The 12304-nt window shown below is 46.0% G+C and carries 11 protein-coding genes; 5 read left to right on the forward strand and 6 right to left on the reverse strand.

All coding sequences use genetic code 11. From position 1 onward, the window contains the following. Nucleotides 1-55: 55 nt before the first annotated feature. Nucleotides 56-3250 (reverse strand): mechanosensitive ion channel domain-containing protein, encoded by a 3195-nt coding sequence (locus ABY436_RS02035; protein WP_372737362.1) that lies wholly within the window; start codon nt 3248-3250, stop codon nt 56-58. A gap of 99 nt (nt 3251-3349) precedes the next feature. Between ABY436_RS02035 and ABY436_RS02040 the strand changes: the two genes are divergently transcribed. Further along, nucleotides 3350-4300 carry an alpha/beta hydrolase gene (locus ABY436_RS02040; protein ID WP_372737363.1) on the forward strand — a complete coding sequence of 317 codons (951 nt, stop codon included), beginning with the start codon at nt 3350-3352 and terminating at the stop codon, nt 4298-4300. A 47-nt stretch (nt 4301-4347) separates the two neighbouring features. On the opposite strand, the gene serA is transcribed toward ABY436_RS02040, so the two are convergent. The 3 genes from serA to ABY436_RS02055 all read right to left on the reverse strand — a co-directional run bounded on the left by serA (nt 4348) and on the right by ABY436_RS02055 (nt 7000). Beyond that, nucleotides 4348-5580: a phosphoglycerate dehydrogenase gene (gene serA, locus ABY436_RS02045; RefSeq protein ID WP_372737364.1), complete on the reverse strand. Its 1233-nt coding sequence runs from the start codon at nt 5578-5580 to the stop codon at nt 4348-4350. A 201-nt stretch (nt 5581-5781) separates the two neighbouring features. Continuing rightward, nucleotides 5782-6063 (reverse strand): pyrimidine/purine nucleoside phosphorylase, encoded by a 282-nt coding sequence (locus ABY436_RS02050; RefSeq protein WP_372737365.1) that lies wholly within the window; start codon nt 6061-6063, stop codon nt 5782-5784. A gap of 40 nt (nt 6064-6103) precedes the next feature. Further along, on the reverse strand, nt 6104-7000 hold the full coding sequence (locus tag ABY436_RS02055; RefSeq protein WP_372737366.1) for a LysR family transcriptional regulator: 897 nt from the start codon (nt 6998-7000) through the stop codon (nt 6104-6106). 173 nt (nt 7001-7173) lie between these two features. Here ABY436_RS02055 and ABY436_RS02060 point away from each other — a divergent pair, with 173 nt between their 5' ends. Next, the gene (locus ABY436_RS02060; RefSeq protein WP_372737367.1) at nt 7174-8376 is read left to right on the forward strand and encodes an MFS transporter; all 1203 of its coding nucleotides are present in this window, start codon (nt 7174-7176) and stop codon (nt 8374-8376) included. On the opposite strand, the gene ABY436_RS02065 is transcribed toward ABY436_RS02060, so the two are convergent. Further along, on the reverse strand, nt 8357-8860 hold the full coding sequence (locus ABY436_RS02065) for a methylated-DNA--[protein]-cysteine S-methyltransferase (RefSeq protein WP_372737368.1): 504 nt from the start codon (nt 8858-8860) through the stop codon (nt 8357-8359). The genes ABY436_RS02060 and ABY436_RS02065 overlap by 20 nt on opposite strands. Before the next feature lie 291 nt (nt 8861-9151). Here ABY436_RS02065 and ABY436_RS02070 point away from each other — a divergent pair, with 291 nt between their 5' ends. Further along, nucleotides 9152-10444 (forward strand): diguanylate cyclase, encoded by a 1293-nt coding sequence (locus ABY436_RS02070; RefSeq protein WP_372737369.1) that lies wholly within the window; start codon nt 9152-9154, stop codon nt 10442-10444. 69 nt (nt 10445-10513) lie between these two features. Here the strand turns inward: ABY436_RS02070 and ABY436_RS02075 are convergent, their stop codons facing one another. Continuing rightward, a complete protein-coding gene (locus tag ABY436_RS02075) occupies nt 10514-10792 on the reverse strand; it encodes a peptidylprolyl isomerase (RefSeq protein WP_090723694.1) in 279 nt (92 codons plus the stop codon). 103 nt (nt 10793-10895) lie between these two features. On the opposite strand from ABY436_RS02075, the gene ABY436_RS02080 reads away from it, so the two are divergent. Both ABY436_RS02080 and ABY436_RS02085 read left to right on the forward strand, forming a co-directional pair. Then, complete coding sequence (locus ABY436_RS02080) at nt 10896-11561, forward strand: fumarylacetoacetate hydrolase family protein (RefSeq protein WP_372737370.1); 666 nt, start codon at nt 10896-10898, stop codon at nt 11559-11561. A gap of 6 nt (nt 11562-11567) precedes the next feature. After that, nucleotides 11568-12304, forward strand: a 737-nt coding sequence (locus ABY436_RS02085; protein WP_372737371.1) for a DUF2927 domain-containing protein, incomplete at its 3' end; no start/stop codon positions are given.

Below are 12304 nucleotides of genomic sequence, written 5' to 3' on the forward strand. Positions count from 1 at the left end.
CTTTTTTAGCGTCACAAGATAAGTGAATTCACTTATCTTGTGAAGCACTCAGCAATCAGGGTTTTTGGCTGCGGTGTAAATGAACATCCAGTTGCGGGAAGGCGATTTCGATATTATGTGCTTTGAAGCAATCATCAATCGTTTGATTAATTTCATGGGCGACAGGTAAACGGTCTGCCATGGTACTGACGAATAGCCTTAGTTCTAAATCCAGCGAGCTGGCACCAAAGGCCATGAAGTAGGCGCTAGGCGCAGGATCTTTCAACACCTGTGGATGCTCAGATGCGATTTTCAGCAACAGCTCATGCGCGAGACGGGTGTCCGATCCGTAGGCAACGCCGATTTTGATAACCAGGCGGGTGATGGGGTCGGTCAGCGACCAGTTGATTAACTGGTCGGTGACAAAGCTCTTGTTAGGAATGATGATCTCTTTGCGGTCCCAGTCAGTAATCGTCGTTGCCCGGATCTGGATACGTGTTACAGAACCGGAAAAACCACCAATAGTGATGGTGTCGCCAATGCGAATAGGTTTTTCGAACAGAATTATCAGACCGGAAACAAAGTTGGCAACAATTTCCTGTAAACCAAAACCAAGACCGACACCCATGGCCGCAATCAGCCATTGTAGTTTTGACCATTCCAGCCCTAGCTGCGAGGTTCCTGCTAATATGCTGACGACAATCAGTATATATTTTGTGATGGTGGTAACCGCATAGGTCGTACCGGGAGTGAGTACCAGGTGACGCAATACCAGTAGCTCTAATAGCCCGGGTAGATTGTAGGCGGCTAATATACATAGCGTAATCAGGGTACCACTGAAGAGAATGTTTTTCAGTGTTATCGATTCTGAAACAATACCCGTGTCTGTGGTGATATTGTGATTCCAGAGTATCACGTTATCGAGAATGTCGAGCGTTGGAAGCGCATTTTTCAGAAATATCCAAAGCAGAGAAACAAAAACAATAATGGTCGTTGTTTTTAGTAAAATTCGCGCCTGATCAGAGATCGTTTGAAGATTGATGTAGTTTTCTTCCAACGGAGGGATATCTTCATTTTTTTCTCGTGCTTCGATAACCTCATTACGGCGGATTTTGGCCCGATCAAAGGCTAAACGTCTTTCTTCAATAAGCAACCATCGATTACCTAACTTGAAAAAGAGGAAGGTTACGTAAAATATACTGGTCAGTATCAGCAGGGTCAGCATAATCATGGAGCCGGTGTAAACATACCCCAGCAAAGCAGCAAACATAATGATGATATGAGTACCGACCAAACTGACTAACCATAACTGTGAGTGTTGCCACCAATGTTTACTGTTAATGGTCTGATCAATGTGTGGAGAAACTTTCCATAAGGCCATCCAGAAAAGCGTCACCAAAGCTGTTAGTGAAAGGAAAACGAGCCGTCCAATGCCTGAGCGCAGTTCATTTGAGGCTGAATTATCAATCAGCATTAACAAAACAACTAAGGGCAGTCCCAGCCAGTAAAGCGGGTGTATAAGCTTATGAAGTTTACGACATAATTTTACCGGGACGGAAAAGTGTCCCTGTAAGAGTCCATTGGGTTTTCTACCCCATTTTTCTAAGGTCAGATAAGCCCAGGTTAACGCGGCAACAGAGTAGCCAATAAGATGCAAAGACTCGATATTCCATGCCTCGCTGTTGAGGATATAGCGAGTGAAAATGACAATAGCGGCTGGGATGGGAAGCGTGATCAGTAACGGCATCCAGAATAGATTGAAAGTGTGACTGAAACGATCATGAATAACATTACCGACGTGCTGAACCCATACATCAGCATTCTTCTTGTAATGCCGGTCTACGACGAAAGCTAAAAAATACAGCAGTAACAACAAGGCTGCTTTGGGTATCCAATGGTTAATGGGCTGCCAGAGAGAAATCGTTCGGGAGGGGGTGATCAGCTCGATAAGAGGGTTAAGGCCTTGTGCAATTTCTAAGAACCAGTCAGTAGAAATAGGCAGGATACTGGGAATCCATAGCAAGTGCTGAGCGATGAGTTCACGTCCCAGGCGAGTCTGTTCGTTAATTTGCTCCTGAGTAGAAAGCAGTTGTGACAGTTCATTAATACCCAGGTTGCTGGCTTCTCTGATGCTGTATAGTAGTTTTTGTTTGTCGGCCAATAGTTGTTGCAACAGGGTGTTTTCTTCGTCAGTTAACGACGCTGCTGGTGGCTCGCTATCATTCTCAAGGTTATATAATGAACGTGATACTTCAAGATTAAGCAGGCGCAGCTTGTTGATGTTTTCACGAGTGGTTTCGGTTGATGTCGGTTGAGTTAAACGGCGCGTATATTTGCGAAGTTCAACGCCTAACGACTGAGTGCTTAATTCCAGCTGTTGTTGAGCCGCAGTATAACTTTGCGTCACAATCGTCAATTGAGAGTCTAGTATGCGTCTTTGTCCCAGAGCGGTCTCATTGGTGGCTAGCGTGCTTCTTAATGTGTCGCTGAGCGATTGATTTTCAATCACCTGTGCGCTAATAAGCGGATGTTGTGTTGTATTGATATTATCAATACCTAAGGTATCTATTGTTTTTTCAGTTTCAGCGCGACGTTTCTTTTGTAATATATCTTGCAGCGTATCGATATACGTTTGGTTGTTCTTGAGATCGCGGTTAATTTTGTCGAGGCGAAGGCGGTTAAGATCGTTCTGCCCTGGCAGACTCAGCACTTCGAGTTCGAGAGCCTGGTTCTTGGCCGTTCTCAGAGAAAACTGGGCATCACTCAAGGGGCTGTTATTTTGCTTATCTCTTGCTGCTGATGATTGTTTGAGTTGAACGAGCTGCTCACGTAATGAGATAAGTTTTTGATCACTCTGGTTAATCTGTTGCTGGAGTAATCTTCTGGCTTGCTCTGATTCCAGGAAGGCCGCTTTTTTAAGCGTCAGTAATTGTTCCAGTTCAGACACTGTTTTTTGCTGCAGGTCTATCAGATCGATAGCGTCAGCCTGTTGCTTGAGATCGTCGCTGAGGCGTTGAATAGCGTCAGGTTGCTGTTCCAGTTTAGTCTTTAATTGTGATGCTTTTTCCTCAAATGAGACGGCTTCTTTGTAGGCGGAAAGAATCTGCAGAAAGGTGTCTTTTTGCTGCTGGATAGCCGGATTGTTTTCATCGGCAGGTAGTTGATCCAGGCGTTGTTGATAAAGACTGACGGACTCCTGATTAGAGGCGAATACGATTGAGCTAAGGCAAAGAGTCAAGAGGAATAAGCAGCGACTAATAATAGTTGTCATACAGCCCCAGATAATTGATTACTGATTGATGATCGATTATAAACAAGAGTTACATGTATTTAACCATTTTTAACATGGTGTCATATGCAAAGGTAGCTCATGCAAGGCTTTAATCCTGTGTTGCTTCGTCAATCACTGACAACTTTCCAAAAGTCAGGTCTGCTTCATCCCGATACTGCATGGCATGCTTATCTTATGCTTTACAATCTTGCGCCCTTGCAAAGCCAATATCAATTGAGGGTTGGGTTGGTTAAGTGTGAAAAGTATGATTTGGCAGTGCAATATTATACGCAGCAAACGACGAGCCTGGGCACTGTGGTTTTGGTCCATGGTTATATGGATCATGTGGGTTTGTATAGTCGACTGATGGGATGTTTACTGGAGCAGGGCTGGGATGTCCTTTGTTATGACTTGCCGGGTCATGGGTTGTCGTCAGGCTCGAGTTACTCGATTGATAGCTTCTCAACATACGCAGCGCAATTGGATATTATTCTAAAATCCACGCAGCTGAAAGGTCCGTGCGTAGCGCTCGGACAAAGTACCGGCGGGGCTATTATTCTGGCGCACCAGAAATTAGTGAGTCAACGGCTATCGGCAGATCCGATCACTCAGCGCATATTGCTTGCTCCTCTGATTCGTCCTGCGCAATACTCACTTATCCGGTTTAAGTATTCATTGTTGCGTTTTTTCCTGAGCAGGGTGAGACGGTTTCACGGTACTAATTCACATGATGACGCCTTCGTGCGTTTTATTCGCTCACAAGATCCGCTGCAAAAGCAGTGGGTAACTGTCAACTGGATTGGGGCTATGTTGGAGTGGGTTGAATTGATAGAGGCGGGACAACCACAGCAGATAGATATGACGGTAATTCAGGGAACGGCGGATGATACTGTCGACTGGCAGCATAATCTATCAGTATTAGGCCGGCTTTTTCCGCCGTTAAGAATAGAGTTGATCGAGGCCGGACGTCATCATTTGGCGAATGAAGGTCTACCCTGGCGACAACAGGTGTTTGATAAAATCAGTGAAGTGTTAGCCAATGTGAAATAAAAAAGGCAGCGTTGTGAGGCTGCCTTTTCCATGTTATCAGCCGGTTATCAGAACAAGCGGCGGCAGCGAATTGTGCCTTTGACTTCTAGCATTTTCTGCAAAGCGATTACAGAGCAGTCTGCATCCACATCAATTACCACATAACCCACTTTGTCATTGGTTTGCAGGTATTGCCCGGAGATGTTGATATTGTTCTCTGACAGAATGTTGTTGATGTTGGATAACACGCCGGGAATATTTTCGTGGACATGCAGTAAGCGATGAACATCCGGGTGTTCTGGTAATGCTACTTCCGGGAAGTTAACCGACGTAATAGAAGAACCATTATCACTGTACTTAACCAGTTTTTCGGCGACTTCATAGCCGATGTTTTCCTGTGCTTCCATGGTTGAACCACCCACGTGTGGTGTCAGGATAACATTATCAAATTCGCGTAATGGAGAGATGAACTCATCATTATTAGAACGTGGCTCAACAGGGAATACATCAATAGCCGCCCCGTGTAATTTGCCTGCTCTTAATGCATCACACAAGTCGTCGATCACGACAACAGTGCCGCGTGCTGCATTGATGAAGATGGCACCATCTTTCATCTGTTCAAACTGTGCTGCGCCCATCATATCTTTGGTCGACGCGGTTTCCGGTACATGCAGTGAGATGATATCGCAAGTGCGCAGTAGTTCGTTCAGATCGGCAGTCTGTTTAGCATTTCCCAAGGTGAGTTTATTAATCACATCATGAAAATAAACGTCCATACCCAAGCCTTCGGCCAGCACACTTAACTGTGAACCAATACTGCCGTAACCGACGATGCCTAGTTTTTTGCCACGAATCTCGTAAGAGTTATTCGCTGATTTCTGCCAAATGCCACGGTGCGCTTTAGCGCTTTTTTCTGCAACACCGCGAAGCAGGATAATCGCTTCAGCCAGTACTAATTCTGCTACCGAGCGGGTATTTGAATAAGGTGCGTTAAATACAGCCACGCCCTGGCGGGTTGCCGCTGCCAGATCGACCTGGTTAGTACCGATACAAAAGCATCCTACGGCAACGAGTTTTTGTGCCGCTGCAAACACTTTTTCAGTGAGCTGTGTGCGAGAGCGCAGGCCAATGAAATGAGCGTCAGTCACACGCTCCAGTAATTCCTCTTCCGGTAAGGAGCCGGTGTGAAATTCAATGTTGGTGTAGCCTTGAGAATTAAGCGTGTCGATAGCGGACTGGTGAACGCCTTCCAACAACAGAATTTTGATTTTGCTCTTATCCAGGGACGTAACTTTGCTCATCTTCTGCAACTCTTTGTAGTGGTCAGAAAAAATGTCGATTATCTCGACTGCGTGAAAGGCGGCTATATTATCACAGAGATAGATGAAAGGGATTGTGCCATAAGAGTGAATTTACGGAAAAATATTCAGGATAAGATGAGTCAGTTTGCTGCACAGGTAATGGTCTGATGAAGAACACCTGTGCAGCAGAGTAGTGCTCGTTTAGCTATAGAAGCAAAGATATGCGCTGGCCTGCTCCACTTTTAGCTGAAACTTCTGATTGGCATCAACATTAAATTCAGTGCCGGCAGGGTAGCTGTTAAAATCAACAGAACCAGGCAATTTCACCATCAGTTCACCGCTGATCACTTTCATCAACTCTTTCTGGCTAGTGCCGAATTCATATTCACCCGGAGCCATAACTCCGGTCGTTACCTGACCTTCACTGTTTTCAAAGCCGATCGATTTTACTTTCCCATCGAAATATTCATTTACGTTCAGCATAAGGCTCTCTCCGGTGCTCTCCAATTGACTGAGCGCAGCATCATAAAGTTTGTTTGGCTTTTTGGCTACTGCGATGATCTAACATAAAACGCACAAATGCCTGGTTTGCCTGCGACAGGTAGCGATCTTTATTCCAGGCGATGGACAGATCCAGCCAGACGGGCTGGCTAAAAGGAAGGGCGATCAGGTCATCATCATCTTCGATCACCATGCCTAATAGCGTAGAGATGCCAAACCCCTGCTTTACAATAGATTTGATGAGGGGGATCAGGTTGGTTTCAAAACCAATATTTGGCTTTGCGCCAGTGTGTACGGCAATACGGTCAACAATCTTACGATGAAAGTAACCTTCTTGAAACATGACCAGCTCTTCAGAGAAGAAGTCCTGGTAAGTGACAGATTGCTGCGTCGCAAAACGATGATCTTTACTCACCGTGACCAGCATTTGCTCTTGTAGAAACAGTTCCGTGTGTAATGTTTCAGGTACAAATTCAGAAACAATGACCCCCAGATCCAGCTCGCCGCGTTCGACCATCTGCTGGAGTTGCCAGGTACCGCCTTCAATAACCTCCAGGTTTAATTCCGGATGGAGATGCTTAAAGGCCATCAGGATCGGTGGAAAATAATAGGAACCGAGCATACTGGGAATGCCAATACGTACTGAGCCTTGCGTCAGGCCTTTCAGTTCACGCATCTCTAATTCTGCGTCGTCCATATTTTTCAGGATTATTCCGGCGTGCCGGAACAACCGCTGTCCTTCATCAGTCAGACGGATTTTTCGGTCATTTCGGTGGAATAACCGGATATCCAGTTGCCGCTCTAACTTCTGAATAGACATGCTGATCGCTGGTTGGGCGATATGCAGTGTTTCTGCCGCCTTGGAGAAACTTTGCAGGCGGGCGACTTCATGGAAATAGCGCAGTTGTTTGCTATTCATATCGATGCTTCATAACAAATGGTAATCCCAACTCTATATATCAATATTATTGATGGCAACGATAATTATTATATATTTTACTGATTATTGGCGGATTGCTAGTGTGTTGGCTGGCGTGTGATGGTGGCATAAACATCTACTTTTTAAATAAATGTTCTGCGTAGGAAAACATAATGATAGATGATGGAACAGCGCCTTTCTGGAGAGCCACATTAGCACTTTGTCTGGGCTCCTTTATGATATTTGCCAATGTGTATTTGACGCAGCCACTGCTGCCTACGTTCGTACAGACGTTTCAGATTACTGAGTTACAAGCCGGTTGGAGTTTCACTATCACAACTCTGACGCTGGGCATCTCGTTACTTTTCTATGGGCCGTTATCAGATGCATTTGGGCGTAAGAGCCTGATGCTGATGAGTATGACAGGGGTGGTGCTGACGACATTTATGCTGTCGCAAACTCAAAGTTATAGCATGTTGTTGTTCTGGCGAGGCCTGCAGGGCCTGTGTTTAGGTGGCTTGCCCGCGATAGCGATTGCTTATATGAGCGACGAATTTAAGCATAAAGCGATGATTCTGGCGGTGGGATTTTACATCAGTGGAAATACTATCGGTGGTATTGGCGGCCGTTTGATTGGCGGCTTTGTTGGTGAGTGGCTGGGGTGGTCTGAGACTTTTTTGGTGATGACGCTGGTGAGTTTTGTTCTGCTGATGTTGTTCGCTATGCTGTTGCCTGCTTCACAGCATTTTGTAGCGAAAAAGGTGACGCCGCTTGCCATGCTGGTGCAATTGTCCAGGCATCTGCAAAATCCGTTGCTGTTGTTGGCGTATCTGATTGGTGGATTTAATTTTTTTATTTTTATCAATCAATACAGCTTCGTTACTTTTTTGCTCGCGGACGCGCCATATAATCTTTCACCCTCATGGTTAGGGCTGTTGTTCCTTACCTATTTGAGCGGCACTGTAGGGTCTGCCTTATCGGGTCGTATTGCTCAGCGAATTTCGCAACCTGTCTGCATGATTATCGGTATTCTTATATTGATGGCTGGATCAATGCTGACGCTAATTCCCCATATACTGGGAATTATTGGCGGTTTTTTGGTCAGCGCATTCGGTTTTTTCTTTGCGCATTCGACGGCCAGCAGCTGGGTAAGTCAAAACGCCCACCAAGCCAAAGCCAGTGCTTCATCCTTGTACCTGTTATTTTATTATCTGGGCGCGAGTAGTGGCGGCTTTTACCTGCAGCCTTTCTGGGAGTGGGCCGGCTGGTCTGGTATTGTCACGGGTTCTTTGTTGGTGCTTATGTTGACGCTAGTGACCGCGGTGGTCTTGTACAGAATCAGCGCTGCTAATAATGTCAGTGTGAGTATGCATTAGTCAGCGCCGCTTGATTTTCAATGTGCAGTAAGTGCTGTTTGAGCTCAAGGCCAGCGGCAAATCCGCTAAGAGAGCCATTTTTTCCAATGACCCGATGGCATGGAATCAGAATGAGAATGGGGTTTCTGCCGATCGCTGCTGCGACGGATCTGGCCGATTGGGGGCGACCTATACTATCCGCTAGCTGTTGATAGTAGCGGGTTTGGCCGGTTGGAATTTGCTGCAGTGCCAGCCATACACTTTGTTGAAAAGGTGTGCCTGTGGGTGCCAAAGGTAATGCAAATTCATGCTCAGGATGTTGAGAATAGTCGTCCAGCTGTTCTTCCAGCTGAAGAAGGAGTGGGTTGAGCGGATCTTCTTTCCATTGGGGAGCAATGTTGGGTTGGTATTTTTGTCCGATACAGTAACAGCCGGTAATGGCCTGATCTTCCTCGGTTGCCAGCATCTCGCCAAAAGGTCCGGCCCATCGTCGGTAATGTGTCATAAGGAGTTGTCCTGTAGTTGATGACATAAGTTGAAGACATAAGTTGATGACATAATTCCAGTCATGTAATCGCAGTGCTTGGTAATAATCTGCATTCTGCATCCCCATGTCTCTACTTTACGCTGATTTATGATGAGCTGCTCGCCGCATTCGGACAGGATGTTTTTCTTAGCTATTTATACTATTTGTGCGGATTTTTTTATCACTTTTGCTGAGCTTGACTACACTATTATTAATAAGAAATTGTTAATAAATTGTTGATAGTGACGGGTTTTGCAAAAGGATGATGGTTTGGCTTTGAGAGTATTCACCCTGTTGCTTCCGGCAACTGCTTTATTAGTGGGCGCATTTTTAATATTAGCGCCGGTTTCGCAATGGTCTGCTGCCCAACAGGAGACATTAACCTTTGTGCCTTACTTTCTGGCAGGTGTAACGGGTTTCCTTGGCTATAGTTTTAAGCGCAGTCGTATCTTGTTAGTCGCGATCAACCTTGGTGCTGCCTATTTCCTGATTCAGAACAATCTCCAGTCCAGCCTGGCACGACCTGATAATTATGTGCTTTACAGCATCATTTCACTGCTGTTGCCGATTAATATTGCATTGATTGCGCTGTTCGATGAGCGTGGAGTGTTTACGCCGATTGGTATTGCCCGCATTGTATTCGTCAGCCTGGGTTATCTGATCGCCTACCTTTTGATGCTGTCGGGTCAGCTGGGGTACTGGCTTACCGGGTTACCTATGAGCATGATTGAAATGGCTGTTTATGACACCTACCTGAGTGAAGCGGCGGCAATCGTTTTTATTATCTGCCTGATCCCGGTGATATTGTCTCTGCTGTTGAGGAAAACGCATACCGATGCAGGGTTGTTAGCATCGTTAATCGCGGCACTGGCGATGCTCGTGTGGTTTGATCGCCCGTTGATTTCGCCGTTATTTGTATCTGCAGCTCTGATAGCACTCGCCATTTCTGTTGTTCAAAATAGTTATAGCATGGCATTTATCGATGAACTAACCGCTATTCCCGGGCGGCGGGCTTTAAACGATAAGCTTTCAACACTGGGACGCCGTTACACAATTGCCATGTTGGATATCGACCACTTTAAGAAATTTAATGATACTTATGGCCACGATACAGGCGACCAGGTGTTAAGAATGGTGGCAGCCAAAATTAATAATATCGGTGGGGCAGGAAAAGCATTTCGTTTTGGCGGCGAAGAGTTTGCCGTTGTTTTTTCCGGTAAGAATGAGCGAGAAACCCTAACCTATCTTGAGGAGGTACGCGAGATTATCGCTAACTACCCGATGGCGATCCGAAGTGAAGAGCGTCCGGATGACAGGGATACAGGACGGCAGTTACGTTCCGGGCAGAAAGGTCGGGAGCACGTGCAGGTGACTATTAGTATTGGAGTATCTGAAAAAGATGAAACACATAACAACCCGGAAGCGGTGATGAAAACGGCAGACCAGGCATTGTATGCGGCCAAGAAGGCAGGAAGAAATTGTAGTGTCGCTTCCCATCAGCCACGCCCTGCTAAGAAACCTGCTAAGCCACGGCGTTCTAAAATTGATTTTGTTAAAGCCTGAAAGCAAAGCGGGAGTGTTGCAGTACACAAAGGGTACGAAAGAGTACACAGCAACGCTCCCGGACAAGGGTTACGAGCGGCTGGTGATTTCCAGCAGGTGATAACCAAACTGTGTTTTAACGGGTCCATGTACTTTATTCAGTTCTTCATTGAAAACCACTTGGTCAAACTCACGTACCATCTGTCCTGGGCCAAACGATCCCAGATCGCCACCCTGGCGTCCAGACGGGCAAGAGGAGTGCTGTTTAGCCACTTCTGCAAAGTCTGCACCGGCTTCAATCTGTTGTTTCAGTGTTTCGCATTGTGCTTCGGTATCGACAAGAATGTGGCGTGCGCTTGCTTTAGCCATGGGTAAAACCTCATATTATTTATAGATGACATTGTAGTTAGATCGGCAATGTCGGTATAGGATACCTGTTATTATCAGCGAACCAAATAAGGAAGGAAGAAATATGGCTTACCAACATCGCTTTGTTAATGATCAGGCATCTGATTTGACCTTGGGTAAAATCGTTTGTGTCGGTCGTAACTATGCTGACCATGCAAAAGAGTTGAATAACCCGATACCAACTGAGCCGATGCTTTTTATAAAGCCTGCGACAGCGGCTGTTGAGTTGGAGCGGCCGTTTTCAATTCCAGCTGAGCTGGGCAGTGTTCACTTTGAGACTGAGATGTCGGTGCTGATTGGCAGTAAGCTGACGAGTGCCAGTGAGGATCAGGTGAAAAAGTCGATCATCGGTGTCGGTGTGGGTTTGGACCTTACATTGCGCGATCTGCAGGATGCCCTGAAATCTAAAGGTCACCCTTGGGAGAAAGCCAAGTCCTTCGATGGTGCCTGCCCGCTTTCGGCATTCGTCTCTCCTGAAAAGGTTGGTGATCTACAGGATGTTCAGATTCGCCTGAGCGTCAATGGTGAGATACGACAGGATGGTAATAGTGCCTATATGTTAAATAAGGTAATTCCATTGATCTGCTATATCAGCCAATTTTTCACTCTTGAACCGGGTGATGTGGTGATGACAGGTACGCCTGCCGGTGTTGGTCCAATTCATCAAGGTGACCAGATACAGGTTGAGCTAGTGGGGGTGTTATCGGCTCAGACATCCGTGCTGGGTTAATAATCGATGCGCAATAAAGCGACCCGTTTAACCTTGGGGTTACTCGTTTTTATTTGCCTGGCTCCTACGGCTATTGCCAGAGAGCGCTGGCAGAATTCAGCGTATATTACCCACAGTTTTACCGAAGTCGCTTTAGGCAGTGAATTTGGGCAGGCTAAACAGGTGGTGCGAAAATGGGTTAAACCCATCAGGCTTTTTGTTACTCATCAGGTCGGTGATCGGGCGTTACACGAAAAATTACTGGATGCGCATATTGAGCACCTTGCCGCTATAACAGGACATGATATCAAGCGCGTATCCAGTGCTAAACAAGCTAACATCCGGTTGTTTTTTACCCGCGAAAGTATGTTGTTACCGTTAATAGGGCAGTATTCAGGGAAGCAGTCTGTAGCACATGAGCGTGGTGCAGTCTGCCTGGCTAGTATCAGGACGAATAAGGCCGATCAAATAGAGTCTGCTGTTATTTACATCCCAGTGGACAGAGCCCGCAGGCACGCCAAGTTATTGGCATGTATTGTTGAAGAGCTGACGCAGACGCTGGGTTTGCCGCGTGACTCTGATGCTGTTTTTCCCTCTATCTTTAATGATAAAACGGTGAACTATCTGCTCACAGGCTTGGATGATATTCTTTTAAGAATGTTATATGACCCGAGAATGCTGCCTGGCTCTGATCGCAAAAAAATACAGGAAATAGCGCCGCAAATTCTGACTGATTTTGAAAAGCGCGGCTTGATTAAAGGCGC

The organism is Neptunomonas sp. (assembly GCF_041601355.1).
Lineage (GTDB): Bacteria > Pseudomonadota > Gammaproteobacteria > Pseudomonadales > Balneatricaceae > Neptunomonas.

Excerpts from the sequence above, each read along its gene's own strand:
- ABY436_RS02035 (WP_372737362.1), bottom strand. The coding sequence starts at position 3,250 with ATGACAACTATTATTAGTCGCTGCTTATTCCTCTTGACTCTTTGCCTT.
- ABY436_RS02040 (WP_372737363.1), top strand. The coding sequence starts at position 3,350 with ATGCAAGGCTTTAATCCTGTGTTGCTTCGTCAATCACTGACAACTTTC.
- serA (WP_372737364.1), bottom strand. The coding sequence starts at position 5,580 with ATGAGCAAAGTTACGTCCCTGGATAAGAGCAAAATCAAAATTCTGTTG.
- ABY436_RS02050 (WP_372737365.1), bottom strand. The coding sequence starts at position 6,063 with ATGCTGAACGTAAATGAATATTTCGATGGGAAAGTAAAATCGATCGGC.
- ABY436_RS02055 (WP_372737366.1), bottom strand. The coding sequence starts at position 7,000 with ATGAATAGCAAACAACTGCGCTATTTCCATGAAGTCGCCCGCCTGCAA.
- ABY436_RS02060 (WP_372737367.1), top strand. The coding sequence starts at position 7,174 with ATGATAGATGATGGAACAGCGCCTTTCTGGAGAGCCACATTAGCACTT.
- ABY436_RS02065 (WP_372737368.1), bottom strand. The coding sequence starts at position 8,860 with ATGACACATTACCGACGATGGGCCGGACCTTTTGGCGAGATGCTGGCA.
- ABY436_RS02075 (WP_090723694.1), bottom strand. The coding sequence starts at position 10,792 with ATGGCTAAAGCAAGCGCACGCCACATTCTTGTCGATACCGAAGCACAA.
- ABY436_RS02080 (WP_372737370.1), top strand. The coding sequence starts at position 10,896 with ATGGCTTACCAACATCGCTTTGTTAATGATCAGGCATCTGATTTGACC.